Here is a 25,522-nt window from a genome sequence, read left to right as displayed (position 1 = left end):
CTATTGGGCGGCGGGAACGGAGGTTCCGGCCGGCTGCCGCGCCGGCGGAGCCGCCGCCGGCTCACGCGCCGGCTGAGCGGGGCTGCCCGCCCCGGCATCGGCGCCCTCCTGCAAGGTTCCGGTCGGAGCCGGATCGGCCGGCGGAACCGGATTGGCTTGCCCGCCTGCGCGTCCACGGTCGCTGCCGAAGTAGCGGAAGAATTCCGAATCCGGCGACAGGATCATCGAGGTGCCCGTTCCCTCGAGCGCCTGCGTATAGGCGGCCATGGAGCGGTAGAACTCGAAGAACTCGGGATCGCGCTGGAACGCGTCGGCGAAGATGCTGTTGCGTTCCGCCTCGCCTTCGCCTCGAAGGATTTCCGATTCCTTTTGGGCTTCGGCGAGAATCTCGACAACCTCGCGATCGGCGCGGGCGCGGATGCGCTGCGCCGCTTCGCGACCGCGCGCCCTCAGCCTTTCCGCTTCAGCCAGGCGCTCCGCGCTCATGCGGTCGTAGGTCTGCTGCGAGACTTCCTGGGTCAGGTCGGTCCGCCGGATGCGAACATCCTGCACCTCCAGCCCGAGCGAGGCGGCGTCGGGCCGAAGCTGCTCAGCGACTTCGCGCATCATGGAGGACCGCTCTTCCGACAGCGCCGCCTCGAAGCCGCGCAGGCCGTAGACCCGGCGAAGTGCTGCGTCGAGACGGGTGCGCAGCCGCTGCTCGGCCAGCCCCACGCTCCCCGACACCGTCTGCCGGAAGGTGCGCGGGTCGGAAATCCGGTAGGCGACGAAGGCGTCTACCTCATAGAACTTTCCGCCCGAGACCTGGACGCGGATGTCGTCGAGATCGAAGCGCATGACACGGTCTTCGACGATCTGCACGTTGTCGGCTTCGAGGAAGCCGAACGGCAACTTGAAATAGATGCCCGGCTCGGTCTTGACATCGACGATCTCGCCGAACCGCAGGACAATCGCCTGCTGGCGCTCGGTCACGACGAAGAAGGACGAAAGCGCGATGACGAGCACGATCGCGACGGCGACGGCTATGAATGCGAGACGGTTGGTCATTGATTGGTGGCTCCCGGGCGGCGGCGAAGCTCGTTGAGCGGCAGATATGGCACCACTCCCTGGCCGTTCGCTCCCTGCTCGATGATGACTTTGTCGGAATCCCGCAGCACCCTCTCCATTGTTTCGAGGAAGAGGCGCTTGCGCGTGACTTCCGGCGCCTTGGCATACTCGTCGTAGACCGAGACGAAGCGCTGGGCTTCACCCTCGGCTTCCTGGACGACGCGGTTCTTGTAGGCGGCGGCCTCTTCGCGCAACTGCGCCGCCTCGCCTCGCGCCTGACCCAGCTTCTGGTTGGAATACTGGTTGGATTCCTCGACAAAGCGGTCCTCGTCCTGCTCGGCGCGCTGGACCTCGTCGAAGGCGTCGGCGACTTCCCGCGGCGGGGCCGCATCCTCGATCGAGATGGCGTTGACGGATATCCCCGAGCCATAGTCGTCAAGCGTGTTCTGGATCGTGTCGCGCACGCTGTCGGCAATGCCCTGGCGGTCGTCGCGGAAGATGTCCTGTGCCGGACGCCGGCCGACGACCTCGCGCATGGCGCTCTCGGCGATCTGGCGCACCATCTCGTCGGGGCTTGCCACGTTGAAGAGATAGGCTTCGGGATCGGCCACCTGGTAGGCGACAGAGAACTTGACGTCCACGATGTTCTGGTCGCCCGAAAGCATCAGCCCGGAGGAGGCGCCGCCGCGCACTTCGCCGACGTCGATCAGTTTCTCGGCCGTATTCGCCTTTTCGACCGTCTCGATCGGCCACCAGTGGAAGTGCAGGCCGGGCTGCGACAACTCCGTCTTCGGTTTTCCGAATCGCAGTTCCACCGCGAGTTCGTCCGGCTGTACCGTATAGATGGACTGGAAAGCCCAGAGTGCCACCAGGGCCAGGGCAACGATCGCCACGATTGCGGGATTGAACCCACCACCGCCGGGCAGCGCCCGCTTCAGCCGGTCCTGGCCGCGGCGGATGATGTCTTCAAGATCGGGCGGAGCGCCTTTCGGGGCCTGGGGGCCGCGCGGACCTTGGCCCCAGGGGCCACCGCCGTTGCCGCCGCCGCCCCATGGACCGCCGCCTCCGCTCTGATTGCTCCAGGGCATGAATTTCCTCTCGTTTTGAAACCGGCGCCCGCAAATTCGTTGCCTGAGCGGATCGCGCCGTTCGGCCGTGTTATAGGCATCGCCTCCCCCCCTTTCAACGCGGGCTTGGGCTGCGCGCAAGCGAAATCGCGCGGAGGGGCAAGAATATGGTCCGAAACCGACCGAATCGGACGTAACGAAGTCGTCAGGCAAATGATCCGCGTCGACGGTAGACGACGTGACGCGTCGGGTGGCTGTCTTTCTCGCCAGCGGCGTGTTCGCTGTGACGCACCGCCTCCCAGACAGCGGGATCGATCGTTGGGAATGATGTGTCTCCCTCGATCGCCGCAAGAACGTGCGTGACGTGCAGCCGGTCGGCCTTCGTCATGGCCTGCGCATAGATCTCCCCGCCGCCGATGATCGCGATCTCGCCGGCTCCGCTCATGCAGCGGGCACGCACGTTGGCAAGCGTGATCGCGTCGTCGAGCGAGCCGGCCTTCTCGACCCCTGGCGCGTTCCATCGCGCATCGCGCGTCACCACGATGTTCAACCGGCCCGGCAGCGGTTTCCCGATTCCCTCATAGGTCCTGCGTCCCATGACGACGGGATTGCCCATCGTGTCGGCCTTAAAACGCTTGAGATCGGTCGAGAGTTTCCATGGCAGGCCGCCTTCGCGCCCGATCACGCCGTTCTCGGCGACGGCGACATGGATAACGACGGGAAGCATCGGTCAGTTCGCGTCCATCCGCTTCAGGATCAGGACGTCCAGGTTCTTCTCGGGATAGAAATCCGTCGCCTTCATCTGGAAGGTCGTCGGACCGATCTTCTTCACGCCAGAGCCGCAGAAGCTGACGAGGTTCTTCGGATCGCCCTTGTCGATCGTCAGGGTGAAGTCGCCGATCGTGCCGCCGCCCCAGTTGCCGCCGGTCTTCAGGATGTAGGAGATCCATGTCTCGAAAAGCGGCGGGAAGCCGTCGGGTGCGCCGCGCGACGCTTTCAGGATCGCCGCCTCGAAACCCTCGTCCATGCAGTAGCGTGACTTGTGGTCCTGATACGCGTCGCCCTGGAACTTTCCGTCGTAGAAAAACGACAATCCCACCGTGGCTCCGACGCTCGGCGTGTAGCTGTGAGAGACCCGGATCTCGGTGCCGGCCGGGAAGACCATCGGCCACCAGTAGGTCGAGCGCAGCGTCCAGAAGGCGGACGGGACGCGCTTCCAGCCCGAGCCGTCGTCATATTCGTCGATCACGATGATGCCGCGGTCGCGCCAGTCGGCGACGACGTCCTCCGGCAGGGCGGAAAGGGCCTGCTGCGCCTCGTCGCCGTATGGAAAGAGGGCCACGCCGTTAGACCGGAGATCGTCGGTGACGTCGATCCCCACCGCGATCGCGCGCTGCTCCAGCCGCGGCTGCACCGGCTGCCCGTCCACCTTGACCTGGAAGCCGAGGAAATTGTCGCTGGTATCGTCGGGAATGGAGACGTTGCCATAGGGACTTGCCTCGATGTCGGGCATCGGAAACGCCACCAGCGTCTCGACGTCCTCCTCGGTGCTGTTGCGGAAGACGTAGTCGACCCGCACCTGTTCCTCGGAGATGAACAGGTCCTCCTTCGCCATCACGATCGCGTCGCTGCGCGACAGGATTAGACCGCCCGCGCCGAGCTCAGCGGTGGAATCGTTGGCATGGGCAGAAGCGCTTGCAGACGCAAGGAATGCCATGGCTATGGCGGAGCTGCGCATCACGAAAAAATCCTTCCTCAGACGGCGATGGGCGCCTTGATGCTGGCGTCCGCCTCGTAACCTTCGAGCCGGAAGTCCTCGTAGCGGAAGGCGAAGAGGTCCGTCACCTGCGGATTGATCCACAAGGTCGGCAAGGGTTTCGGCGTTCGGGTGAGCTGCAGCTGCGCCTGCATGAAATGGTTCTTGTAGATATGCGCGTCACCCAGCGTGTGGATGAACTCGCCGGGCTTCAGGCCGGTAACCTGCGCGACCATCATCGTCAGGAGCGCGTATGAGGCGATGTTGAAGGGCACGCCGAGAAAGATGTCGGCCGAACGCTGGTAGAGCTGGCAGGACAGCCGTCCCTCCGCCACGTTGAACTGGAACAGGCAGTGGCAGGGCGGCAGCGCCATGCGGTCGACCTCGGCCGGGTTCCAGGCAGACACGATCAGGCGGCGCGAATTCGGGTTGGTCCGGATCTGCTCGACGACGTTGGCGATCTGGTCGATCGTGCCGCCGCTGCCGTCCGGCCAGGATCGCCATTGGGCGCCGTAGACCGGACCGAGATCGCCGTTCTCGTCGGCCCACTCGTCCCAGATCGTGACGCCGTTGTCGCGCAGATAGGCAATGTTGGTATCGCCCTTCAGGAACCACAGGAGTTCGTGGATAATCGACTTCAGGTGCAGCTTCTTCGTCGTGGTGACCGGGAAGCCTTCAGAAAGGTCGAAGCGCATCTGATGGCCGAAAACCGAGCGGGTGCCGGTCCCGGTCCGGTCGCCGCGGTCGACGCCGTGATCCATCACATGGGAAAGCAGGTCAAGGTACTGGCGCATCGTCCGTCCGCGTCGATTCCGGTGGCACCATTCTAGAGGATCGTGCCTTGCCGCGCATCACGTGCGCGGCGTTTTTCCCCGCCTCCTTTGCATCTCCCCGGTGTCGCAGGCGATCGGCCCGACGGGGCTTTCCATCTACCCGGTCCCTCCCTATATTGGGCGTGTCGGCTTCGGCCGACTATGGCGATAAACGGCCGATGAAATAAGCCATTCGGACCCGGGGGCGGTACCCGGCGCCTCCACCAAAAACCGCAGCATGTCAGCGACTTGCGGCTTTTGATGGGGGCGAAACAGGATCGACGAGGGTGTAAAGATCGGACTTTTGCTCGGCATTGTACCACCGTTATCGGGCTAAATTTATAGTTGCCAACGACAACTATGCGGAAGCACGTCTCGCCGCGTAAGCAGCGCGACAGCTTCAATTCAAGCCCTAGGGGTTCGCACTTCTAGGCGGGGTTCGGAGGCACCTGGCAACAGAAGCCTCCACTTCTCCCTTTCACCGAGCCGATCATTGGCGGCAATTCCAACGTCGTCAGGCGACGCGGGAGCGCTATATCCGGTTTACGCCGGGCCGCGCCTTCATTACATCTAGGCAGAGCCGAGTCACTCGAACCGCGGAAGCAGATGGCAGACGACCACATACGCTACGACATCCTTGCCCAGGAGGCGCTGCGAGGCGTCATGCGCAAGGTGCTCGGAGAGGTCGCTCGTACCGGCCTGCCGGGCAACCATCATTTCTTCATCACCTTCCTGACGGGAGCGCCCGGCGTTCGGGTCTCCAGCCGGTTGCGCGAGCGTTATCCCGAACAGATGACGATCGTGCTGCAATACCAATACTGGGATCTGAAGGTCACCGACACCGGCTTCGAGGTTGGGCTGTCCTTCTCGGACGTGCCGGAAAAGCTGGAAGTTCCCTTCGCCGCAGTGCGCGGCTTCTACGATCCATCGGTGAATTTCGAACTGGAATTCGACGTCAAGGCGGAAGTGCCAGCGCAAGCAGTACCCGTCGCTCCCGCGCCGCAGCCGCAACCGGTGCCTTCCAAGTTGCCAGGTAGCGCCAGGAAGTCCGATAGTCCGAAGAAGGCCGCCCCGCCCGCCAAGGAAAAAGCCGCGGCGGGCTCGGAGGAGGCCGCCAAGGGCGCCGACGTCGTGTCCCTCGACGCGTTCCGCAAGAAATAGGCCATGGCCGAGATCGTGAACCTGCGAATGGCACGCAAGCGCGCCGCGCGGGCCGAGCACGAAAGGGCGGCCGACGAGAACCGCATCCGCCACGCCCTTCCGAAGTCCGAAAAGCTCGCCCGCCGCGCCGAGAAGAGCCGGCTGGACTCGCACCTAGAAGGCCACCGGCTCGTCCGCAAGGATGGCGAATGACGGTCGTGCGAAAGCACTCCGTTTCGATCCGCGGCCACCGCACGAGCTTTTCCCTTGAACAACCATTTCTCGACGAACTGGAACGGATCGCCCGATCCCGGGGCCTCAGCCTCGCGGCTCTGGTGGCGGAGATCGACGACAGGCGCGCCAAGACGACGAACCTCTCGTCGGCGCTACGTCTGCATGTCCTTGCCTGCCTGAAGGCGGCGGGAGATCAGGACCTGGACGACCCGCACGGTCGATGACGTACGGTCACGGCCGCTCGGGCAGGTTCTTCAGGATCTTGCCGATTGCATCCGGGTCGAATGAGCCGCCGCCCGGGGCCTGGGCAGCAGTACCGGGCGGCGGCGGGAGCGGTGTCCTTCGGATTACGTCGCGCCCGGTCGCTTCGCCCGCGGCGGCTTCGATGCGCGCAGCGTCCTGCGCTTCGCGGCGCGCGGCCTCGTCAGCGCCCTTTGCCTTCTCGGCTTCCTCCGCCTGTCGTCGCTTTTCTTCGGCTGCGCGTGCCTTGGCGTCTTCCTCCGCCTTGAGCTTGGCGGCCTGATCCGCGGCCTTCTTCGCCGCACGGGCCTTTGCCGCCTCCTCCTGCGCCTTCTTCGCCTCTTCTGCCTGGATGCGCTGCTCCTCGGCCGCGCGGGCCTTCTGGCGTGCGGCTTCCGCCTCTGCCTCGCGCCGGGCCTCCTCCGCCGCCTCCAGGGAAGACGCCTCCGCTTCGGACTTCAGCCGCGCCTCCTCGGCGATCCGCTCCCTTTCCGCCTTCTCCCGTTCAACCTCGCGAAATTCCGCCTGCTGCATGAAGTAGCGCGCCTCGCGGCGAAGCCTCTGCTTCTCCAGCAATCCCGCCTGCATCGCCTCGACCCGCGCCTGCTCGCGCTCGAGCGCGCGCTGCGTGAGGAACTGTGCCAGCGGTTCGGTATCGAAACTGCGCGACGTGTCGCCGTAGGAGCCGCTGACGGCGATGTTCACGACCGGTTCGGAGCCTGCCAGGGCTTCGTCGCCCTCGGCATAGCCGATCGAGCCGTCGACCGCGATGTCGTTTGCCGCGAGATCGGCCTTCACCTCGGCCTCCAGCCTTGCGCCTTCGGTCTCGAGATAGATCGGAGGGGTGCGGAGCACGCCGGCCGCGATCGTGAAGGGCACGTCGACACCCTGGGCGGCGAATGTGCCGCGGCCGAGGATATCCGGCGCGTACCCGGCGACCTTCGCGGCATCGATCTCGCGCCCGATCGCGTCCGCGCCCTTGATGATGGGATCGAAGGCGCCGGGATTCACGCCGGGGATCATCAGGTTCTCGACACGCGCGGTTCCGGAACCGGCGAGCGAGGCGACCATGCCGCTGACCGACTTGCCGCTGGCGGTGACGGCGGCACTCGCGTCCATCCGCCCCTCGATGCCCGAGGCGCCGAGAACCCGGGCCGCATTGGCGTCCTTGAGCGTCATCTGCGCCGAGAGAAGTCCCGTGCCGCCATTGTTGCGCAGTTCCACCAGCCCTTCCGCCTTGCCGCCGAGCGCGTCGGCCGAAATTCCGGAGAGCGCGAGACCTTCCACGTCAAGGCGAGCTTTCATGCGCACATTCTCGGCAGCCGCGAAGTTGCCGACGTCGAGGGTGTCGAAGGCTAGTTCGATCTCGCCGCGCACGGGAAGCGAGAGCGTTTCGATGAAGGGGATGTCCGGCCAGCCTTCCCCGTCGCTCTGCAGGGCTGTTTCCCCCAAAACGAGAGCGACGGCGTGGTCGAGGTCGAACCCTCCCAGCGTGAGCTTGCCGTTCAGCACCGGCATGTCCTCGTCCCAGGCACTTTCGATGTTTCCGGCAACCGCGACGTCGGCGATCGACCCGTCGATTTTTGTCAGCCGAAGCTTCCCGGGCACCAGCGCCGCGTCCGCCTTGATATCTGCGGGCATTCCGATACCCATGCCCGGCAAAGCGAAGCCGGCCGTGATCATCCATGGTTCGAAATCGCTGCCGGAAAGCATGAGGCTTCCCTCGGCCGAAAGTCCGCCCTCGCCTTCGGCCGGGCGCAGGCTGCCCTCGAAGCCGGCCTGCGCCTCGGGGGAGGCGATCTCGAATTGCAGCCGGGCGCCTTCAGCGAGTTTTCCGTTCAAGGCGAAGGTCGTCGTCCCCTCGCCTGTCATGCCGAGATCGTTGGCCGGCAGGCCATACAATGCAAGCAATTGGGCCGTGTCGATCGAGTCGGCCGATAGTTCCACCACGAACTCGGCCTGCTCCAGCCCGTTCTCGAAACCGGTCGCCGACCCCGAGAAGGCGAAGTCGTTCGCACCGGCATGTCCCTGCGCGTTGAGCGAAACCTCGGGCGAACCGTCCTTGCGCTCGAGGTTTGCAACCAGATCGATCTGCGCATCCGACATCATGGCGGGGAATGCGGCGGCGCGTCTTGCGGCTGCGGCCGCGAAGGGATTCGTCGGGAAGCGGTCGGCGAGCAACGCGAGGAAGGGGCCGAGATCGGCGGCCAGCACGGATGCATCCAGGCTGCCGGAGGGTTCGGCGTCGATGTCCCGGATCGTCCCGGTCGCGCCGATGTTCGCCCCGGCCAGCCCGGTGATCGCCAGCCGGTCGATCTCCAGATGATCTTCGCGCAGCCGCATGGCAGTGCTGACCTTGTCCGCGCTCAGGCCGGCAAGGCTCACCGGCCCCGCCTCGAGGTCAAAATCGACGTCGTGATCGCCGAAATGCGTAACGCCCGCGTCGCTGACGAAGAGCGAGGCGAAGGCCGTCATCCCCTGCACGTCGAGCGCATCGCCGTTCAGGCGCGCGATGATCGCCGGCCGCACGCCTTCGCGTGTCAGCCGTTCGAGCAGTCCGTGGAACCTGGCGTCGCCCAGGATCAGTTCGACGTTGCGGAAGAGCTGCCGCTGCTCGTCGAGTTCCACGTCGGCAGAAAAGCCGGCGGCCGGCAGCCGGCGGATAGCATCGTCCACGTCGCGTGCGGCCCAGGCGGCGAAGCCGGACGGCTGTGCCACCGCCAGGAGCAGCTTGCCCTTGAAGCCGAAATCCTCCTCGCCGTTGCGCAGATACCCGCTCGCCTCCAGCGTGGTGCGGCCCGGCAGCAGCGCCGAGAGCGTGTTGACCGCCCAGCCTCCCGCGCTCGGCTCGGCCGAGAGCCTGACGTTCCGGATCGTCGTGTCGCCGGCGACCACCGCGGGGAGATCGATGTCGAGCGTGCCCTTGATGGCGGGGCGCGGCAGGTTTTCGAGCGCCGCCTTCAGGCCTTCGAACCGGTCCTCCAGCGTGGCGCCGGAATATTCGTTGCCCTTGCCGATGGCCTCGTCAAACCGCACCTGCGCGCCTGTCGCCTGGATCAGGAAGCGCGGGCTGGCGCCGAGATCGAACAGGGCCGTTCCGTCCGCCGTGTAGGGGTCCTCTCGCGGTCCCGTCTCCAGCCGGAATTCGGGAACGTCGAGGCGCTTGTGGTCGAGCTGGAATCGTCCGGCGAAGCGGTAGTCGGCGATCGCCGCCTGCCCGGTCTGCGCGGACGCCACGAAGGTGTCACCGTCGCTGCCGCGCAGGACCGCGGGATCCCGGTTGTTGGCCTCCAGGTGGAAGCTGCCCGAATAGAGCGGCGAATCCGGCTTGAACTGTGCTGCCCCGTCTGCTTCCAGGGTGACTGGATAGCGTGCCGGATTGGCCCGCACGCGGACGCGCATCGTGCCGTCTGGATTGGCCGTGCCAGTGGAGACTGCGACGTCCGTCAGCATGCCGTCGAGCCTCAGCGACCCGTCCACCCGCCAGGGACCGGCGAGCGAATCCGCCGCGAGATCGGCGTTGATTTCGGTCAGCGTGTGCTGCCGGCCGCTCGCCTCGTGGAGAAGCGTGACCTTGCCCTCGACGACGCGCACCTTTTCGAGCCGGATCTGGCTGGGCTCGAACCGGCTCGAGGGCCGCACGGCCCAATCCACCTGACCGTCGGCGGCGATCCTGATCGTGGCCTTGGGCCGGACCACCCGCATGTCGAAGATCAGGATTTCGCCGCGCATGAAGGGGGCCAGTTCGGCATCCATCGAGAATTCCTCGACCGTCATCGCCGGAGACGTCTCCGTCTCACCCGCAACGTGGACGTCGGTGAACGAGACGGACGGAAACGGCAGGAGCCGCGCCCGGACGTCGCCTTCCACGGTCACCTCTCGGCCGAGGATGCGGCTCGCCTCGCGCTCGAAATCGCCCCGGTACCCCGTCCAGTCGACAAAGTAGGGGCCAACCAGCGCGGCAAGCAGCGCCAGCACGAACAGGCCACCGAAGAATACAAACAGCCTAGCCAGCGTTCAGGCTCCGGAATCACACTTCTGATAACGGTTGTTTAGACCAGTTTATCCCCATCCGCGTGTCCATAAAGAGGCAGGGCAGCGGAGATTGTTCGCGGGCCGCCGTGCGGCGAATCGACGAAGATGCCTGCCGACGATCGTTTGGGTCGCGCAAGATCGCTCAGTGCGAAAGCCACGTCCGTATGATGAGCGCGACGACACCGACCGCGCCGACACCGGCCAGCCACAGTCCGGCGAACCATGCGAGCTTGCGCACGAGCGGCCGTTGCGGGCCGCGCGGCAACTCGCCGTCGGGTCTTTCGGTCAATGGTATCCAGCCTCCGGATCGATCTTGCCGCGGAAGATCCAGTAGGCATAGGCTGTGTAGGCGAGGATGAGCGGTACCAGCACCAGCGCCCCGACCAGCATGAAGATCTGGCTCTTCTCCGGCGCTGCCGCGTCCCAGATGGTCACCTCGACCGGAACGACATAGGGCCACATGCAGATGCCGAGCCCGACGAAACAAAGCGCGAAGAGCGTGATTGCCTGGAGGAAGGGTCGGTATTCGTGCCGATGGACGTTCAGGCTGTGGAACATGCGCCAGGCGACCAGAAGCACCGCGCCCCCGACCATCACGGCAAGCCCGATCCCCCAGCCGGTGAACCAGCGATTGTAGTAGCCGTCCTGGAGGAACGGGGTCCAGAGACTGACCACGCCGATGAAGCCGAGCGACGTCAGCCCGGCAATCCAGGCGATGCGGCGCATCCGCTCCTGCAGATCCCCTTCGGTCTTCATCACCAGCCAGGTGGCGCCGAGCAGGCAGTAGCCGGCCATGACCGCGATACCGGTAACGACCGAAAATGGCGTCAGCCAGTCGAACCAGCCGCCGGCATAGCTGCGCGACGCCATGTCGACGTCGATGCCCTGCAACAGCGCGCCGAGCGCCACGCCTTGCGCGAAGGAGGCCATCGAGGAGCCCGCGATGAAGGCGAGGTCCCAGACTGGGCGCCAGCGCACCGTGCGCCAGCGGAACTCGAAGGCTACGCCGCGGAAGATCAGCGCGAGCAGCATGGCGATAATCGGCGCGTAGAGAGCTGGCATGACCAGCGCATAGGCGAGCGGAAAGGCAGCGAAGAGCCCTCCTCCGCCGAGCACTAGCCATGTCTCGTTGCCGTCCCATACCGGCGCGACCGAATTCATCATGACATCGCGGTCGCGCTTTTCCGGCGCGATGGCGAAGAGCATGCCGAGGCCGAGGTCGAAACCATCGAGCACCACGTAGGCAAAGACCGCGAAGGCGATCAGGAACGCCCAGACCACGGTCAGGTCGACGTTTACTGCGAGACCGAAATCCATCACTCGCGCTCCCTTCCGGTCGGCAATGGCCGGCGGTGGCCGCCCGCCTCGGGCTGCGCCGGACCGGGCGCGATGCCGGCGGTGCGAATCGGACCCCGCACGTCGTCCCATGCGTCGAGTTCTTCCATCGGCCGCGGCGCATGCGACATCAGGCGCAGCAGATAGAACGTGCCGGCGCCGAACACCGCGAAATAGACGATCACGAAGGCGACAAGCGACGTGCCCACGGCCGCCGCGTCGAGCGGCGCGGCGGAATCGGCCGTCCGCAGCAGGCCGAAGACGGTGTAGGGCTGCCGACCGACCTCCGTCGTGATCCACCCGGCCAGCACCGCGACGAGCCCGGCCGGCGTCATCGCAACGGCAAAACGGTGTAGCCCCCGGCTCTCGTACAAGGTCCCGCGCCAGCGCGCGTAGAGCGACCAGAGACCCACCCCCAGCATCAGGAGGCCGATGCCGACCATCACCCGGAACGACCAGAAGACGATGAAGACCGGCGGCTGCTCGTCGTCGGGGATGGTGTCGAGGCCGGCGAGCGGCTCGTTCCACCCGTGGCGGAGGATGAGCGACGACAGCTTGGGGATTCCGACGGCATAATCCAGCCGCTGCTCGGCGTCATTGGGAATGCCGAACAGGTAGAGCGGCGCGCCGTCGGGATGGCTCTCGTAGTGGCCTTCCATGGCCATCACCTTTTGTGGCTGGTGCTCGAGCGTGTTGAGACCGTGCAGGTCGCCGACGAAGATCTGGATGGGCGCCACGATCGCGGCCATCCACATGGCCATGGAAAACATGCGCCGCGCGGCATCGTTGGGCTCGGCCCTGTTGCGCAGCAGGTGCCAGGCGCCGACGCCGCCGACGATGAAGGCGGTGGTGAGATAGGCCGCGATCACCGTGTGCACCAGCCGATACGGAAAGGAGGGATTGAAGATCGATTCCCAGAAACTCTCCGGCAGGAACTGCCCGGTCACGGCGTCGATCGTATAGCCGGCCGGCGTGTGCATCCAGGAGTTCACCGAGATGATCCAGAAGGCCGACAGAAGGGTTCCGACCGCCACGGTCGCCGTCGCCAGCATGTGGAGCGCGTTGCCCACCCGCTCGCGGCCGAACAGCATGATGCCGAGGAAACCAGCCTCCAGAAAGAAGGCCGACAGCACCTCGTAGGCCATCGGCGCGCCGATCACCGGCCCGGCCTTGTCGGAAAACACGCTCCAGTTTGTACCGAACTGATAGCTCATGACGATGCCGGAGACGACGCCCATGGCAAAGGCAATGGCGAAGATCTTCTTCCAGTAGTCGAAGAGCACCCGGTAGACCGAGCCGTAGCCGGCGAGCCACAACCCGTTCAGCACCGCCAGATAACTGGCGAGCCCGATGGTGAAGGCGGGAAACAGGAAATGGAACGAGACCGTGAAGGCGAACTGGATGCGCGCCAGGAGGACTGCATCGGCCTGTTCGAACATTCTCTTCCCGCCGCCCCGCCGACCGCGGGGCCTTCAGCTACCCTGATATCGTCCGGCTTGAATGTAGGCGAACGAAGGCACCGGACAACCGTGAAGCGGTGCGGCAATTTGGGCAGGCGGTTGCTCCCGGGCCAGTGTGATCTCGGGCTCGCCGCCCCCTGGCGGCGGCGAGCCAGGAGGCTGGCGGGCGATAGCGAATGGCATCCTCCGATGCTTGCCCGCGGCGGAACCGGCGTCGCAAGCCACCTATGCGGCCCGTCGCCGGGGCCGCGCCATGGCCGCCGCCGAGCCGGGTTCCCGTATGTGCGCCCGCCGGTTGAGCTTGAAGCGTTCGACGAGCGCGGTGAGGACCCTGGCATTTTCGGACAGCATGGAGGAGATCGACGTCGTCTCCTCCACCATCCCTGCATTCTGCTGCGTCATCCTGTCGAGTTCGCTTACCGAGATGTTTATCTGCTCGATGCCCGTCGTCTGCTCGGCCGCCGCGCGTGCGATGTCTTCGACGTTCAAGTCGATCGTGGTCACGTATTCGGAGATGCTCGACAGCGCCTCTCCCGCTTCGCCCACGTAGCGGACACCCGTTTCGACCGCCGAGGTGGAATCCCGGATGATGCTGGCGATCTCCTTGGCGGCGGTCGCCGAGCGCTGCGCCAGTTCGCGCACCTCCTGTGCAACGACCGCGAACCCCCTGCCGGCCTCCCCCGCCCGCGCGGCCTCGACGCCGGCGTTGAGGGCAAGCAGATTGGTCTGGAAAGCGATCTCGTCGATCACCGAGACGACGGTGGCGATCCTCTGCGACCCGGTCTCGATCCTGCGCATTGCGTCCACGGCATTGCGCACGACCTCCTGCGATGCCCGCGCCGAGTTGCGCGCATCGCCCACATAGTCGTGTGTCTGGGCGATTTTCTCGGCCGACGAGCGAATGGTCGCGGTGATCTGCTCGAGGGCCGCGGACGCCTGCTCCAATGCGGCGGCCTGCTGCTCTGTACGTTGAGCCAGGCTGTCGGCGGACACGTGCATCTCCGATGCGCCGGAATTGAGCGCCATCGTCTTTTCCAGGACCTCCTCGAGGGTAGCCTGGAACAGCCCGATCGAGTTGTTGAAGTCGCGGCGAAGCGGCTCGTACTGCTCGGCGAACGGCGCGTCGATCGTCACGCGGATGTTGCAGTCCGCCAGGCGTTCCAGACCCGCGCCGAGATCCTGCACGACGCGGGCCAGCTTGGCGGCCTCTTCTTCCCGCTCGGCAAGATGGGCGGCCCGTTCCTGCTCGGTCCACTCCTGTGCCTGCCGGCTTTCTTCCTGGAGGCGCAGGTTGTCGAGCCCGGCCTGGCGGAACACCGCGATCGAGCGGGCCATATCGCCGATTTCGTCCTTCCGGCCGGGATATGGCGGTTCGCTCGAGTAGTCGCCGGCCGCGAGTTTCATCATGAAGGCAGACATCCGCCGAATAGGCACAAGAGCACGGCCCCAGACGATCCACGCGCCGACCAGGCAGCTCAAGAGCGTGAATACGCCCGCGGCCAGAGCGGCGGATCCCAAAGTGCTCTCGCTCAGCGCCGCGGCAGTCTCCTTGTCCTCTAGAAACGCACTCGACATCTCGACCAGCTTCACCACGGCGGCTCGGTGTGCGTGGAACTGCTCCCGCAGCTTGTCCATGACCGGCGGCATTTCAGCTCCTCCGACCAGACCGGCGCGGAAGGGACCCTCAAGCGTTGCCCACAACTCGTCCGCCCTTGGGAGGACTTCACTTTCAAGCTGCGTCCGAAGATCGTCGCGAAGCGGGAACGATTTCCAGTACTCACGCCGTCCGTCATATTCGTTCCGGAGCTCCGCGATACGAGCAATGTTCTCGTCCGCAAGCTCAGGATGAATCTCCGCCTCGTTCGCAAGCAGGTAGGATTCCACCAGGAACATGGGGGGCGGGAGGATGTCGGCGATCAGGTCCTTGCCCGCGACCACCTGTTCGTAGATGGGCCCGTTCACCTTCAACGTATTGAGCGCGTAGGTCTGGATGCCGAGACTGGTCCCGATGCCCACTCCCACGAAGACGGCGACTGCCACGACGAGTTGCCAGATACGCAGGGTCATCGATACCGCCTCGGGATTGATACGCGGGCGCAATCTTGCGGAATATTGCTTTACGAAACGTATCCAAAGCAATTTCAGGGAGGCGCATGTCGCGGTGGACCATTCACCGCAATACGCCGTCGAGGCGTCATTTCGGCGTCATCGCCTCGCCGCAGAGCAACGACAGTCCGCAACTTGATTCGTTAGGCCTTATTCCGGCAGTCACTCGCAATCGCGCCAACTTGCGAAAGACGGCCCACTTTCGAGTAACAGGCCGACTTACAGCCCGAAAATCTTCCCCGGGTTCATGATGTTGTCGGGGTCGAGGGCGCGTTTGATCGCCCGCATGACGTCGACGCCCGTGCCGAGTTCGAGTTCCAGGAACTTCATCTTGCCCTGACCGATGCCGTGCTCGCCCGTGCAGGTGCCGTCCATGGCGATGGCGCGCTCGTTGAGCCGCGCGATGAAGGCTTCCAGAACCTCTATCTCCTTAGGATTGCCGGCATCGATCAGCGGCGAGACGTGGAAATTGCCGTCGCCGACATGACCCACGATCGGCGCGATCAGGCCGATCTCGGCGATGTCGCGCTCGGTCTCCACGATGCATTCGGCGAGCCGCGAGATCGGCACGCAGACGTCGGTCGCCACCGCCTGGCTGCCCGGGCGCAGCGCCTTGACCGAATGATAGGCGTCGTGGCGCGCCTTCCAGAGTCTGGTCCTCTCCTCCGCCTCCTTGGTCCACAGGAAGGGTCCGCCGCCATTCTCGGAAGCGATCTCCGAAAACAGCTCCGACTGCTCGGCCACGCCTGCATCAGTGCCGTGGAACTCCAGGAACAGACACGGGCTCTCCGGATAGTCGAGGCGCGAATAGGCGATCATCGCCTTCATCTGCAACTGGTTCACCAGTTCGATGCGCGCCACCGGGATGCCCATCTGGATGGTGGCGATCACCGCGTTGCAGGCCGCCTCGACGCTCGGGAACGGACAGACGCCGCCGGCGATAGCCTGGGGTATGCCCTGCAGTTTGAGCGTCAGTGAGGTGATGATGCCGAGCGTGCCTTCCGAGCCGATCAGGAGTCGCGTGAGGTCGTAGCCGGCAGACGTCTTCCTCGCGCGCTTCGCCGTGGTCACGACCCGGCCGTCTGCCATTACCGCCGTTAGCGACAGCACGTTCTCGCGCATTGTGCCGTAACGCACGGCGTTGGTGCCCGAGGCGCGGGTCGAGGCCATGCCGCCGAGGCTGGCATTGGCGCCCGGGTCGATCGGAAAGAACAGGCCGGTGTCCCTGAGATGCGAGTTCAGCGCCTCGCGCGTCACGCCGGGTTCGATCGTGCAGTCGAGGTCCTCGGCGTTGACCGCGAGGATGCGGTCCATGCCCGAGACGTCAACCGATATGCCGCCGCCCGGCGCGTTCACCTGCCCCTCGAGCGAGGTACCGGTGCCGAATGCGATGACCGGCACGCGGTGCTCGGCGCATACGCGGACGATCTCCTGGACCTCCTCGGTGCGCTTCGGGAACACGACTCCGTCCGGAACCTGCGCGGGGATGTAGGTCATGGTGTGGGCGTGCTGTTCGCGAACCGACCGGCCGGTGTGGAAGCGTTCGCCGAAGCGCTGCTTCAGGACGCCGAGCACGGTGGCGATGCCATCCTCGTTCCGCTCCAGGCGGATCAGATCAGCCAGTGCCATGACGTTCGTCTCCCTCGTCCAGGCCGTTTGCCCGCCCTTGCCGCGGCCGGCTTCATGGGTAATGTGCGGGCCGGCTCGTCCCGCTTATCGGCCGGACGTTCGCAACGATCAAGCGGGGAATACGATGACTTCAACGGCGCCCTTCCTCTCCTCCGCCATGGAGCTGGAACAGAACTGGATCGACTTCAACGGCCACCTCAACATGGCCTACTACAACGTGCTGTTCGACCGCTGCGCCGACCAGGCCTACGAACTCCTCGGCATGGGACCGGCCTATGCCGCGGAACGCCGGCTCACCGGCTACACCGCCGAGGCTCACGTCTGCTACGTGCGCGAGATACATCTCGGCGACAAGGTGGAGTGCACCTTCCAGCTGCTCGACTGCGACGAGAAGCGCATCCACTCCTTCCAGGAACTGCGCCATGTCGACGGGTGGCTGTCGGCCACCTGCGAGGTGCTGATGCTGCACGTCGACATGGCGGGCCCAAAGGTCGCGCCCTTCCCGCCCGACATCCGGCAAAAGGTCGAGGCCATGCGCGCCGCCCACGCTGGGCTTCCGAGGCCCGAACGCGCCGGCCGTTCGATCGGCATCCGACGCAAGGGAGGCTGAATCCGACTTCGGAGCGCGACGACCATGCAGGCTCTCGCCGGACGAGCGATGGCCGCACTGCGCGGCTGGATCGAGCCTAACCTGCGAACATTCCAGCAGGAACGCCAGCCGCTCGTCTGGGCGCTGGCCCTGCTCGTCGGCCTCGCGGCGGGCGCGGTCGCGATCCTGTTCCGCGAGACCATCGGCCTCGTCCAGTGGCTGTGGCTCGGCTCGGCATCCGAGAACACGCTGACCGCCGCCGCCCGCGTCGCCTGGTGGATGATCCCGCTCGGGCCGGTGATCGGCGGCGTCGCCGTCGGCATCCTGCTTCACCGCATCTCGACACGCCGCGCCGGCGGGGTGGCGGACGTCATCGAGGCGCGCGCCTACTCCGGGCGCGACCTCGGCCTTGCGGACGGCATGTGGTCCGCGGTCGTTTCGGCGATCACCGTCGGCGCCGGCGGGAGCGCCGGGCGCGAGGGGCCGATCGTGCATCTCGGGGCCACGCTCGGCGAAGCCGTGTCGCGGCGGGCGGCTCTGCCGGAATGGTGCCGGCGCACATTGCTCTCGGCGGGCGTTGCGAGCGCCGTCGCCGCCTCCTTCAACGCGCCGTTCGCCGGCATGCTGTTCGCGCACGAGGTCGTGCTCGGCCACTACGCCATCCGCTCCTTCGTGCCCATCATGCTGGCGGCCACGGCTGGCAGTCTCCTGTCGCGGCAATGGTTCGGACCCGAAGCGGCCTTCTCGGTGCCCGACTATGCGATCGTGTCGAACTGGGAATTTCCGGCGTTTGCGCTGCTCGGTGTCGTCTGCGCGGCGGTAGCGCTGCTGTTCCAGCTCGCCCTGCTGCTGGCAGACGGCCTCGCCCGCCAGGTCACGATGCCGCTCTGGCTGCGGCCGGTCCTGGGAGGCCTAATCGTCGGGCTGCTCGGGCTGGCATTCCCGGAGGTTCTCGGCGTCGGCTACGAACTGACCGATCTCGCCCTTTCGGGCAAACTAACCCTGTCGCTTGCGCTAATCCTCATCGTGATGAAGACGCTCGCCACCGCCGTCACGCTCGGCTCGCGTTTCGGCGGCGGCATCTTCTCGCCCGCGATCGTTCTCGGCGCCCTCACGGGCAGTGTCTTCGGCATGCTCGCCGCCGCCGTCTTTCCCGACCTCGCGTCCAGCGGCGGCCTCTATGCAATGCTGGGCATGGGCGCGGTCGCCGGGGCGGTTTTCGGCGCACCCATATCCACCGCCATGATCGTCTTCGAACTCACCGGCGGCTACGGTCTGTCGGTGGCGCTGCTGCTGGCCGTCGCCATCTCGCAAGGGATCGTGCACGCCGTGCACGGCTATTCCTGGTTCCAGTGGCAACTCCGCATGCGCGGGCTGGATCTTCGCGAAGGCCCGCACAAGCCGCTCGGTTCAAATGCCCGCGTCATGGACTTCATGGATCCCCTGCCGCCGGATGCCGAACCGCAGCGCTTCGATCCCGAGCGTGGAACCACCGCGCTCAAGCCCACCGACACCATCGCCGCGGCGCTGCGCGCATTCGATACCGGCGGGCACGACCGCCTTCCGGTGGTCGATCCCGCCAACGCGACCACGGTGATCGCCTGGGCGAGCCACGTGTCCGCGCTACGCTATTTCAACCGCGCACTTGTGGGGACGTCCGTCGAGGAGCACCGCTGAGGCGGGCGGCGTTAACCCTGACCGGCGACGACAGTGGATCCATTGCGCCATGGTGTTGTGGCCGGCGATGCCGATCGGGACAATCCCGGTCGAACGGCTGGCGGAGGGAATCCATCGGTTCCCGAGGTGAAATGCGATGATCGACGTGGACCGGATCTCGGACAGGCTGGCATGCGATCCGCTGGTTACCGACTATGATTTCTGGCGCGCCATCAAGGAACTGGAGTACCAGCTCTATGCCGTCGAACAACGCGGCGGGCTGGTCCCGATCGAATTCCTGCGTCTGCGCAGGATCATGCACAGCGCCAGTCGCAAGCGTCGTTCGCGTTCGCAATGACTGGCCGGCACCCGCACGCGGTCGGTCCGGTTCCCGATCGGAGAAACGGAACGTTGCGGTCCCATGCGAACGCGACGTGTGCTCGTCACTGCATCACGGTTCGCAATCGACGTTGCAAGAATTTACCGGCGTCGCGCAGCAAGGGAAGCATCGCGGCGGGGTTCGTGAATGGCGAACGGTCCCGAATCGGGCGGAAATGCGGCATCCGCAGCCTTCGCAGGCGCAGCCTCACGCGAGACGCTCGATATAGCCGGGCGGGCGATCGATGCTCGCGTCCCGAATCTGCAAATGTGGCGGCATTATGCCGTTCAAGGCGTTGAAATCATTCATCCTTGTTGATTTGTCGAGAGACACCGCATGGTCGTATCTCGACCCGCGAAACGGCTCCTCGGCTTTCCGCTTCCGGACGGAGTGCGTTTCGAACAACAGGAAGGAATGAGACATGCGCAAAGTCCTTACAGCCATCGCGGCTACTGCGTTCTTTTCCGTGGCCGCCATCGCGGCAGAGGTCGAGGGGACGGTCCAGTCGATCGATCCGACAAGCCGGACCATCGTTCTGGAGGACGGAATGTCCTACACCGCCGACGAGGAGGTCGACTTGACGGCTCTGGCGCCGGGCGACAGCGTGACGATCATGATCGACGACACCACGACCAGCGCGATTTCGGTGGAAAAGCAGCAGTAGCGCCCCTGCGGTCTGGAAATTGAGAAGGGTCGGCTTTCGAGGAGCCGGCCCTTCTCTTGTCTTGTACCGGCAATGCCGGCAGCTCTGGGTTCAGGTCAGTTCCAGCTTGAGGAACGCGACCGTACGGTCCCATGCCAGCTTTGCCGCCTGCTCGTCATAGCGCGCAGCGGACGTGTCGTTGTTGAAGGCGTGCTGGACTCCGTCGTAGACGTGTATGGTGAAGTTCTTGTCCGCCGCCTCCAGCGCCTGCCGGTAGGCATCGATCCCGGCGTTGATGCGGCTGTCCTCGCCCGCATAGTGGAGCAGGAGCGGCGCCGATATGCGCGACACCTCGGACGGATCGGGCTGTCGTCCGTAATAGGCCACCGCCGCGTCGAGCGAGGACGCCTTGACGGCGAGGTTGTTGACGGCGCCGCCGCCCCAGCAGAAGCCGACCGCACCGACATTGCCGTTCGAGCGCTCGTGTGCTTGCAGATAGGCGATCGTCGCAATGCCGTCGTCGGCGACGTCCCCGGCGTCGAGTTGACCGATCATCTCGCGCGCCTTGTCCTCGTCATCGGGCGTGCCGCCGAGCGGTGAAAGATAATCCGGCGCGAGTGCCATGAAGCCTTCGACCGCCAGTCGCCGGGCCACATCCTCTATGTGCGCGTTCAGGCCGCGGTTCTCGTGGATGACGATGACGGTGGGCAACTGTCCGCTTTGGCCGACCGGCTGCGCGAGATAGCCCGTCATTTCCCCTTTCGCGCCTGGATAGGTGATGGTTTGCGTCGTGATGCGATCGTCGGTCTCCGGCACGACCGCTGCGCGCGCAGGATTGGCGGCGAGCATCGGGGCGATCACCGCCGCCGCGGTGCCCGACCCCGCGAGCTGCGTCAGCTTTTCCATGAAGCCGCGCCGGTCGAGCGTCAGATGGGTATATTCGTCATAGGCGTCGATCATCGGCTGCGTGATCTTCGGCTCCGGCATCGAGTCCTCCAGGTTTGCATCTGTCTCCAACAGCTAACGGCGGCTGCCGAAGTTTCGAATCAAGCATGCGTGATGCATCCGATATCGCCGCCGGATCCAGGCGTGAATTACAGCCGTCGCCGACCGATTCCTCCGTTTCGCTTCCGTGATCCCGCCCCTGCCGTGCCGGAACTGGATGTGCTATGAATGATGATACCGCCGATCAGGCGGATGGGAGGGAAGTCATGGAAGCTGAAAACGTCATCGTCTCGATCATCGTCTGGATCATCGTCGGAGGCATCGCCGGCTGGCTCGCCGGGATGATCGTCCGCGGAGGCGGCATGGGCCTGATGGGCAACGTCGTGCTCGGCATCATCGGCGCCGTCGTCGCCGGCTGGATCCTGCCGGCCATCGGCATCGTCATCGGCGGCGGCATCATCGCGGCAATCATCAACGCGGCGATCGGCGCCATCATCGTCCTTCTGATCGTCTCGCTCGTCAAACGAGCGTAGCGCGAACCCGGTCCCGGGCGGGACCGGGTTCCCCCCTCGCCGGAATCGAGCCGGTCGACTCTCAGGCGGCGGCGATGGCGAGTGCGTGGCCGCGCGCGTTCTCGCGCAGGGCTTCCAGGTGGATGGACTTGAGGAGCCCCGCGAGCGATCCTTTCTCATCGGCGACCGCGCCGGAGGAGACGACTTCTTCCAGCCGACGCAGCATCAGGAAGCTGACCTCCTGCGGTCCTGCGATCCGCTTGCCGTTGGCCACCTCGCGCCAAACCTTGAGCGCGCGCAGGATGACGCCGTGCGAGACGGGCGGCAGCCGAGCGGCGCGAAACAGTGACGACAGAGCGACGTCGCGTCCGGTCGAAAGCAGCGCGCGCACGCGCCCCTGCTGCTGACCCGCCAGCGATACCAGAGCGGCGCCGAAGAAATCTATCCTGCCGTAGGCGACGACGCGTACCAGGAAGGCGGTGGTCAGTTCGCCGCGCATGCGCAGGTGCTCGACGAGCGCGGCATGCTCGTCCTGTGCGGTGCGCTCGATCAGCGTCAGCGAGGCGCGCACGCAGGCTTCGCGCATCATGCGTTCGGCCCGGGCCGAAGTCATCAGCGCCCTGACCAGCGGCGATTCCCGCAGCGCCTGGCCGAGCTTGAACAGGAGCATGTGGCGGATGTCCGACGGCAGCCGCCTGTCGGAGATCAGCGCCTCGCGCAGCCCCGCATCGTGGCCGAGGCGCTCGGCCATGCGGCGAAAGCTGATGGAGGCGATCTCGGCGCCGGAATTCTTCAGGAGGGCGATGCAGGCCGTTGCTGCCGCGACTTCGGCGATCGCGGCGGAGAGCGACATGGAGACCCGTGCGCGCGAGGCGATCAGTACCTGCGCCCCTTCCGTCCCGCCAGCGGCGTGGTCGATCAGGTCGTTGTCGGTCAGCACCGGCGAGAGCGCCAGCACCGGAGCCGCCACCTCGGGCTGGTCGGCGGCGAGCGCGATGATGATCTGCTGCGGCGCGCGCGGGCTGAGCGAAAGCGGCTCGGCCATCGCCAGCCTCACCTTGGGCGAGGGATCGTCGAGAAGCAGCGTCAGGGCGGCCTCGGCGGCGCAGCGGTCCTCGAAGTCGAGGTCGGAGACGATGTAGGCCCGCGCCAGCGCATTTGCAGCGGCGGCACGCTCCGCAACGCGCGCCGTGTCGATCCATTTGATGAAATGCTCGATGATCATGAAACGCATGTACCCCGTGTGAGGGCGACGCTAGCGGCAATAGGTTTACGAACGGTTCACCATGTCCGTTAACCGATATCGGGTGCGGTCGATGTTGCAGGAGCCCCCCGCCGCGACTATCAACCCCTATTCGAGAGGGCGGAGGATGACATGCCGGGACTTTACCTCGAGGAGTTCGTGCCGGGTGCCGTGATTAGGCATTCCCTCACCAAGTCCGTCACGGAGAGCGACAACATGCTCTTCTCCGTCATGACCTTAAACCCGCAGCCGCTGCATATCGATTTCGATTTCGCGGCGAAAAGCGAATGGGGCAAGCCGCTGGTGAACTCGCTCTTCACGCTCGGCCTGATGATCGGCATCTCGGTGCACGACACGACGCTTGGCACCACCATCGGCAACCTCGGCATGACCGAAACCGTCTTCCCGCACCCGCTCTTCCACGGCGACACGGTGCATGTGGAAACGGAGGTGCTCTCCGTGCGCGAATCGAAGTCGAAGCCGGATCGCGGCATCGTCGAGTTCGAGCACCGCGCCTACAATCAGGACAACATTCTCGTCGCCCGCTGCGTGCGGCAGGCCATGATGCTCAGGCGGAAGGCCTGATCCGATGCGCTCCATGTTGTTCGTCCCCGGCGATTCTCAGAAGAAGCTGGAGAAGTCACTCCAGTCGGGCGCAGACGCGCTCATCATCGACCTGGAGGATTCCGTCGCCCCCGCCAGCAAGGAAGCCGCGCGCCGCGTCGCATCGGCATTCCTCGCCGGGCAGAGCCGCAGCGCGGGTCCCGTCTTCTACGTGCGCGTCAACGATTTCACCACCGGGCTGACCGACGACGACCTCGCCGCGGTCGTCACGGCGCGGCCGGCGGGGATCATGCTACCGAAGGCGGCGAGCGGCCAGGATGTAACGAGGCTGTCGGTGAAGCTGCGCGTGCACGAAGCCGAAGCCGGGCTCGACGACGGCGCGATCCGCGTCATCCCCCTGATCACCGAGACTGCCGCCGGCCTGCTTGCCGCCGGCACCTACGATGCCTCCCTGCCGCGCCTGGCAGGCGTGACCTGGGGCGCCGAGGATCTGTCCGCCGACGTCGGGGCGCGCACCGCGCGCGACGCAAGCGGGCGTTTCACGGACGTCTTCCGGCTCGCCCGCGCCATGACGATCCTCGCCGCCGCGAAGGCGCAGACCATCGCCATCGACACCGTCTTCACCAATTTCCGCGATATGGAGGGGCTGCGGACCGAGTGCCTGGAAGCCGAACGCGACGGCTTTTCCGGCAAGCTCGCGATCCATCCGGCGCAGGTTCCGGTGATCAACGAGGCATTCACGCCGTCGGCCGAGGCGATCGAGCAGGCCGAGGCGATCGCCTCCGCCTTCGCGGGGGCCGGCGACATCGGCGTGGTCGGCATCGGCGGCAAGATGTACGACCGGCCGCATCTCAAGCGCGCGGAGCGCCTGCTCGCGCGGGCGAAGGCGGCGTCTGCTACCCGATGAGATGGCGCCCGGCGATCAGCACGGCTGCGCCGCCGAGGAACACCGACAGCATGCCGCCCCGAAGGCCGATCAGCCCGGCCGCGACGAGGGCGGCCGCCTCCGGCAGCGTCGCGTTCACGGCCGCCGGCGCGACAAGCGTCGTCAGAACCGCCGCGGGCACGGCGTTCAGGCCCGCCTCGACGCGCGGGTGGATGCGCGGGAAGCGCGACAGGACGAGATGGCCGCCGCAGCGCGTCAGATAGGTCATCGCCGCGCCGGCAAGCACTGTCAATGCGATGTCGTTCATACGCTTTCTCCCGCGCCGTCGGCAGGCGGCTCGTCATAGGCAGCACGTGCCTCAGGACTGACGGGCATCGCCGCCGCCAGAGCGATGCCGGCCAGCGCGCCTATCGAGATGTGCCATGGCGATCCGACGAGGTTGTGCGCGATCACCGACACCACGGCCGCAGCGATGACGATCGGCAGCCAGAGCGGCCGTTTGCGGAAGCCGACAACCAGCCCGAGAAAGTATATCGGCAGCAGAAAGTCGAGCCCGAGCGCATGGGCGTCCGGGAGGAGCGACCCGAAGACCGCGCCGAGCCACGTATTCACGATCCACAGGATGTAGATCGGCGCGGCCATGCCGACATACCAGACGAAGCTGATCCGCTCGCCGTTCTCCGCTTTACGCTCCAGCTCCGCATATTGCGGATCGACGAGGAAGTAGAACCCGATCGCCTTCTGCACGCCCGTCCAGTGCCCGATCCTCCGTCCGACCGCCGCCGAATAGAGGATGTGGCGGAAATTGACGGCGAAGATCGCAAAGACGATGAGCCAGGGTGGGGTCGTCTGGCCGAAGAGTTCAATGCCGACCATCTGGCTCGCACCGCCATAGATCGTTGCGCTCATCAGCACGGTCTCGGCAGGGGTAAAGCCGTTCTTGACCGCGATGGCGCCGAACAGCACCGCGAACGGCGCGGACGCCACGAAGACGGGGATGCCCAGCCGCACCCCTCGCCAGAATTCGGACGCGAACGCGCGGTTCGAAGTAATGGTGGACAACAGGCCGCTCCGGGGAAAGACGGCTACATAGGTCAGCCGCATTGACGTGTCACATCAATTCGGTTGAGCCACCGGGTCATTCTTGCTGATGTAACCTGTGCGTTCCGGACGCCGCCGTTTCGGCCGCAACAGGATTCGCGGCGGAAGCCAGAATTTTGCTCGCCCGCCAGCCCCTCGATGAT

The 25,522-nt window shown here is 65.7% G+C and carries 25 protein-coding genes and 1 other RNA gene; 11 read left to right on the top strand and 15 right to left on the bottom strand.

Annotation, left to right across the window (positions count from 1 at the left end):
* The 5 genes from hflC to ABGN05_RS05890 form a co-directional block, all read right to left on the bottom strand.
* The gene (gene hflC / locus ABGN05_RS05910) at nt 1–1,047 is read right to left on the bottom strand and encodes a protease modulator HflC (protein WP_367953037.1); all 1,047 of its coding nucleotides are present in this window, start codon (nt 1,045–1,047) and stop codon (nt 1–3) included.
* Nucleotides 1,044–2,135, bottom strand: coding sequence for an FtsH protease activity modulator HflK (gene hflK, locus ABGN05_RS05905; protein WP_367953036.1), 1,092 nt, complete (start codon nt 2,133–2,135; stop codon nt 1,044–1,046). The genes hflC and hflK overlap by 4 nt, the downstream gene beginning before the upstream one ends.
* A gap of 184 nt (nt 2,136–2,319) precedes the next feature.
* Nucleotides 2,320–2,841 carry a dihydrofolate reductase gene (locus ABGN05_RS05900; protein WP_367953035.1) on the bottom strand — a complete coding sequence of 174 codons (522 nt, stop codon included), beginning with the start codon at nt 2,839–2,841 and terminating at the stop codon, nt 2,320–2,322.
* A gap of 3 nt (nt 2,842–2,844) precedes the next feature.
* Nucleotides 2,845–3,852 (bottom strand): DUF4424 domain-containing protein, encoded by a 1,008-nt coding sequence (locus ABGN05_RS05895; RefSeq protein WP_367953034.1) that lies wholly within the window; start codon nt 3,850–3,852, stop codon nt 2,845–2,847.
* A gap of 17 nt (nt 3,853–3,869) precedes the next feature.
* Complete coding sequence (locus ABGN05_RS05890; RefSeq protein WP_367953033.1) at nt 3,870–4,664, bottom strand: thymidylate synthase; 795 nt, start codon at nt 4,662–4,664, stop codon at nt 3,870–3,872.
* Between the two features lie 124 nt (nt 4,665–4,788).
* Between ABGN05_RS05890 and ssrA the strand changes: the two genes are divergently transcribed.
* The 4 genes from ssrA (at nt 4,789) to ABGN05_RS05870 (ending at nt 6,280) form a co-directional block, all read left to right on the top strand.
* Nucleotides 4,789–5,152: a transfer-messenger RNA gene (gene ssrA / locus ABGN05_RS05885) on the top strand.
* Nucleotides 5,153–5,288: 136 nt separating this feature from the next.
* Nucleotides 5,289–5,843: an SspB family protein gene (locus ABGN05_RS05880; protein ID WP_367953032.1), complete on the top strand. Its 555-nt coding sequence runs from the start codon at nt 5,289–5,291 to the stop codon at nt 5,841–5,843.
* A 3-nt stretch (nt 5,844–5,846) separates the two neighbouring features.
* Complete coding sequence (locus ABGN05_RS05875; RefSeq protein WP_367953031.1) at nt 5,847–6,035, top strand: DUF4169 family protein; 189 nt, start codon at nt 5,847–5,849, stop codon at nt 6,033–6,035.
* Nucleotides 6,032–6,280: a ribbon-helix-helix domain-containing protein gene (locus ABGN05_RS05870; protein WP_367953030.1), complete on the top strand. Its 249-nt coding sequence runs from the start codon at nt 6,032–6,034 to the stop codon at nt 6,278–6,280. The genes ABGN05_RS05875 and ABGN05_RS05870 overlap by 4 nt, the downstream gene beginning before the upstream one ends.
* A 7-nt stretch (nt 6,281–6,287) precedes the next feature.
* Here the strand turns inward: ABGN05_RS05870 and ABGN05_RS05865 are convergent, their stop codons facing one another.
* The 6 genes from ABGN05_RS05865 to ABGN05_RS05840 all read right to left on the bottom strand — a co-directional run bounded on the left by ABGN05_RS05865 (nt 6,288) and on the right by ABGN05_RS05840 (nt 16,861).
* Nucleotides 6,288–10,301 carry an AsmA family protein gene (locus ABGN05_RS05865; RefSeq protein ID WP_367953162.1) on the bottom strand — a complete coding sequence of 1,338 codons (4,014 nt, stop codon included), beginning with the start codon at nt 10,299–10,301 and terminating at the stop codon, nt 6,288–6,290.
* A gap of 172 nt (nt 10,302–10,473) precedes the next feature.
* Entirely contained in the window at nt 10,474–10,620 is a 147-nt protein-coding gene (locus ABGN05_RS05860; RefSeq protein ID WP_367953029.1) for a DUF2474 domain-containing protein, read from the bottom strand.
* Nucleotides 10,617–11,648: a cytochrome d ubiquinol oxidase subunit II gene (cydB, locus tag ABGN05_RS05855; protein ID WP_367953028.1), complete on the bottom strand. Its 1,032-nt coding sequence runs from the start codon at nt 11,646–11,648 to the stop codon at nt 10,617–10,619. Before cydB ends, ABGN05_RS05860 begins: the two co-directional genes overlap by 4 nt.
* Nucleotides 11,648–13,105, bottom strand: coding sequence for a cytochrome ubiquinol oxidase subunit I (locus ABGN05_RS05850; protein ID WP_367953027.1), 1,458 nt, complete (start codon nt 13,103–13,105; stop codon nt 11,648–11,650). The genes cydB and ABGN05_RS05850 overlap by 1 nt, the downstream gene beginning before the upstream one ends.
* A gap of 246 nt (nt 13,106–13,351) precedes the next feature.
* Complete coding sequence (locus tag ABGN05_RS05845) at nt 13,352–15,193, bottom strand: methyl-accepting chemotaxis protein (RefSeq protein WP_367953026.1); 1,842 nt, start codon at nt 15,191–15,193, stop codon at nt 13,352–13,354.
* Between the two features lie 258 nt (nt 15,194–15,451).
* The gene (locus ABGN05_RS05840; protein ID WP_367953025.1) at nt 15,452–16,861 is read right to left on the bottom strand and encodes an FAD-binding oxidoreductase; all 1,410 of its coding nucleotides are present in this window, start codon (nt 16,859–16,861) and stop codon (nt 15,452–15,454) included.
* A 124-nt stretch (nt 16,862–16,985) separates the two neighbouring features.
* Between ABGN05_RS05840 and ABGN05_RS05835 the strand changes: the two genes are divergently transcribed.
* The 4 genes from ABGN05_RS05835 (at nt 16,986) to ABGN05_RS05820 (ending at nt 20,149) form a co-directional block, all read left to right on the top strand.
* The gene (locus tag ABGN05_RS05835; protein ID WP_367953024.1) at nt 16,986–17,471 is read left to right on the top strand and encodes a thioesterase family protein; all 486 of its coding nucleotides are present in this window, start codon (nt 16,986–16,988) and stop codon (nt 17,469–17,471) included.
* Between the two features lie 24 nt (nt 17,472–17,495).
* Entirely contained in the window at nt 17,496–19,127 is a 1,632-nt protein-coding gene (locus tag ABGN05_RS05830; protein ID WP_367953023.1) for a chloride channel protein, read from the top strand.
* Between the two features lie 136 nt (nt 19,128–19,263).
* Entirely contained in the window at nt 19,264–19,464 is a 201-nt protein-coding gene (locus ABGN05_RS05825) for a hypothetical protein (RefSeq protein ID WP_367953022.1), read from the top strand.
* 442 nt (nt 19,465–19,906) lie between these two features.
* Entirely contained in the window at nt 19,907–20,149 is a 243-nt protein-coding gene (locus tag ABGN05_RS05820; protein ID WP_367953021.1) for a DUF1344 domain-containing protein, read from the top strand.
* Between the two features lie 90 nt (nt 20,150–20,239).
* On the opposite strand, the gene ABGN05_RS05815 is transcribed toward ABGN05_RS05820, so the two are convergent.
* Nucleotides 20,240–21,115: a dienelactone hydrolase family protein gene (locus ABGN05_RS05815; protein WP_367953020.1), complete on the bottom strand. Its 876-nt coding sequence runs from the start codon at nt 21,113–21,115 to the stop codon at nt 20,240–20,242.
* A 224-nt stretch (nt 21,116–21,339) separates the two neighbouring features.
* Between ABGN05_RS05815 and ABGN05_RS05810 the strand changes: the two genes are divergently transcribed.
* Nucleotides 21,340–21,606 carry a GlsB/YeaQ/YmgE family stress response membrane protein gene (locus ABGN05_RS05810; protein ID WP_367953019.1) on the top strand — a complete coding sequence of 89 codons (267 nt, stop codon included), beginning with the start codon at nt 21,340–21,342 and terminating at the stop codon, nt 21,604–21,606.
* Between the two features lie 61 nt (nt 21,607–21,667).
* On the opposite strand, the gene ABGN05_RS05805 is transcribed toward ABGN05_RS05810, so the two are convergent.
* Complete coding sequence (locus tag ABGN05_RS05805) at nt 21,668–22,810, bottom strand: DUF2336 domain-containing protein (RefSeq protein WP_367953161.1); 1,143 nt, start codon at nt 22,808–22,810, stop codon at nt 21,668–21,670.
* Between the two features lie 75 nt (nt 22,811–22,885).
* On the opposite strand from ABGN05_RS05805, the gene ABGN05_RS05800 reads away from it, so the two are divergent.
* The gene (locus ABGN05_RS05800; RefSeq protein WP_367953160.1) at nt 22,886–23,413 is read left to right on the top strand and encodes a MaoC family dehydratase; all 528 of its coding nucleotides are present in this window, start codon (nt 22,886–22,888) and stop codon (nt 23,411–23,413) included.
* Between the two features lie 4 nt (nt 23,414–23,417).
* Nucleotides 23,418–24,299 (top strand): HpcH/HpaI aldolase/citrate lyase family protein, encoded by an 882-nt coding sequence (locus ABGN05_RS05795; protein ID WP_367953018.1) that lies wholly within the window; start codon nt 23,418–23,420, stop codon nt 24,297–24,299.
* Here the strand turns inward: ABGN05_RS05795 and ABGN05_RS05790 are convergent.
* Both ABGN05_RS05790 and ABGN05_RS05785 read right to left on the bottom strand, forming a co-directional pair.
* Nucleotides 24,289–24,585, bottom strand: a complete 297-nt coding sequence (locus ABGN05_RS05790; RefSeq protein ID WP_367953017.1) for an AzlD family protein — start codon at nt 24,583–24,585, stop codon at nt 24,289–24,291. The two genes, ABGN05_RS05795 and ABGN05_RS05790, sit on opposite strands and share 11 nt — an antisense overlap.
* The gene (locus tag ABGN05_RS05785) at nt 24,582–25,343 is read right to left on the bottom strand and encodes an AzlC family ABC transporter permease (protein ID WP_373695899.1); all 762 of its coding nucleotides are present in this window, start codon (nt 25,341–25,343) and stop codon (nt 24,582–24,584) included. Before ABGN05_RS05785 ends, ABGN05_RS05790 begins: the two co-directional genes overlap by 4 nt.
* Between the last annotated feature and the right edge of the window lie 179 nt (nt 25,344–25,522).

Source organism: Aquibium pacificum (assembly GCF_040839445.1).
In the GTDB taxonomy this organism is placed as follows: Bacteria; Pseudomonadota; Alphaproteobacteria; order Rhizobiales; family Rhizobiaceae; genus Aquibium; species Aquibium pacificus.
Note: the sequence above shows the minus strand (reverse complement) of the source record. Positions and strands in the feature narration are given on the sequence as shown.

Bases quoted from the DNA above. Each gene is read 5' to 3' on its own strand.
- ABGN05_RS05895 (WP_367953034.1), bottom strand. From the start codon at position 3,852: ATGCGCAGCTCCGCCATAGCCATGGCATTCCTTGCGTCTGCAAGCGCT.
- ABGN05_RS05835 (WP_367953024.1), top strand. From the start codon at position 16,986: ATGACTTCAACGGCGCCCTTCCTCTCCTCCGCCATGGAGCTGGAACAG.
- ABGN05_RS05880 (WP_367953032.1), top strand. From the start codon at position 5,289: ATGGCAGACGACCACATACGCTACGACATCCTTGCCCAGGAGGCGCTG.
- ABGN05_RS05805 (WP_367953161.1), bottom strand. From the start codon at position 22,810: ATGATCATCGAGCATTTCATCAAATGGATCGACACGGCGCGCGTTGCG.
- ABGN05_RS05830 (WP_367953023.1), top strand. From the start codon at position 17,496: ATGCAGGCTCTCGCCGGACGAGCGATGGCCGCACTGCGCGGCTGGATC.
- hflC (WP_367953037.1), bottom strand. From the start codon at position 1,047: ATGACCAACCGTCTCGCATTCATAGCCGTCGCCGTCGCGATCGTGCTC.
- ABGN05_RS05825 (WP_367953022.1), top strand. From the start codon at position 19,264: ATGATCGACGTGGACCGGATCTCGGACAGGCTGGCATGCGATCCGCTG.
- cydB (WP_367953028.1), bottom strand. From the start codon at position 11,648: ATGGATTTCGGTCTCGCAGTAAACGTCGACCTGACCGTGGTCTGGGCG.
- ABGN05_RS05890 (WP_367953033.1), bottom strand. From the start codon at position 4,664: ATGCGCCAGTACCTTGACCTGCTTTCCCATGTGATGGATCACGGCGTC.
- ABGN05_RS05840 (WP_367953025.1), bottom strand. From the start codon at position 16,861: ATGGCACTGGCTGATCTGATCCGCCTGGAGCGGAACGAGGATGGCATC.
- ABGN05_RS05875 (WP_367953031.1), top strand. From the start codon at position 5,847: ATGGCCGAGATCGTGAACCTGCGAATGGCACGCAAGCGCGCCGCGCGG.
- hflK (WP_367953036.1), bottom strand. From the start codon at position 2,135: ATGCCCTGGAGCAATCAGAGCGGAGGCGGCGGTCCATGGGGCGGCGGC.
- ABGN05_RS05870 (WP_367953030.1), top strand. From the start codon at position 6,032: ATGACGGTCGTGCGAAAGCACTCCGTTTCGATCCGCGGCCACCGCACG.
- ABGN05_RS05810 (WP_367953019.1), top strand. From the start codon at position 21,340: ATGGAAGCTGAAAACGTCATCGTCTCGATCATCGTCTGGATCATCGTC.
- ABGN05_RS05820 (WP_367953021.1), top strand. From the start codon at position 19,907: ATGCGCAAAGTCCTTACAGCCATCGCGGCTACTGCGTTCTTTTCCGTG.
- ABGN05_RS05850 (WP_367953027.1), bottom strand. From the start codon at position 13,105: ATGTTCGAACAGGCCGATGCAGTCCTCCTGGCGCGCATCCAGTTCGCC.
- ABGN05_RS05795 (WP_367953018.1), top strand. From the start codon at position 23,418: ATGCGCTCCATGTTGTTCGTCCCCGGCGATTCTCAGAAGAAGCTGGAG.
- ABGN05_RS05790 (WP_367953017.1), bottom strand. From the start codon at position 24,585: ATGAACGACATCGCATTGACAGTGCTTGCCGGCGCGGCGATGACCTAT.
- ABGN05_RS05845 (WP_367953026.1), bottom strand. From the start codon at position 15,193: ATGACCCTGCGTATCTGGCAACTCGTCGTGGCAGTCGCCGTCTTCGTG.
- ABGN05_RS05900 (WP_367953035.1), bottom strand. From the start codon at position 2,841: ATGCTTCCCGTCGTTATCCATGTCGCCGTCGCCGAGAACGGCGTGATC.
- ABGN05_RS05815 (WP_367953020.1), bottom strand. From the start codon at position 21,115: ATGCCGGAGCCGAAGATCACGCAGCCGATGATCGACGCCTATGACGAA.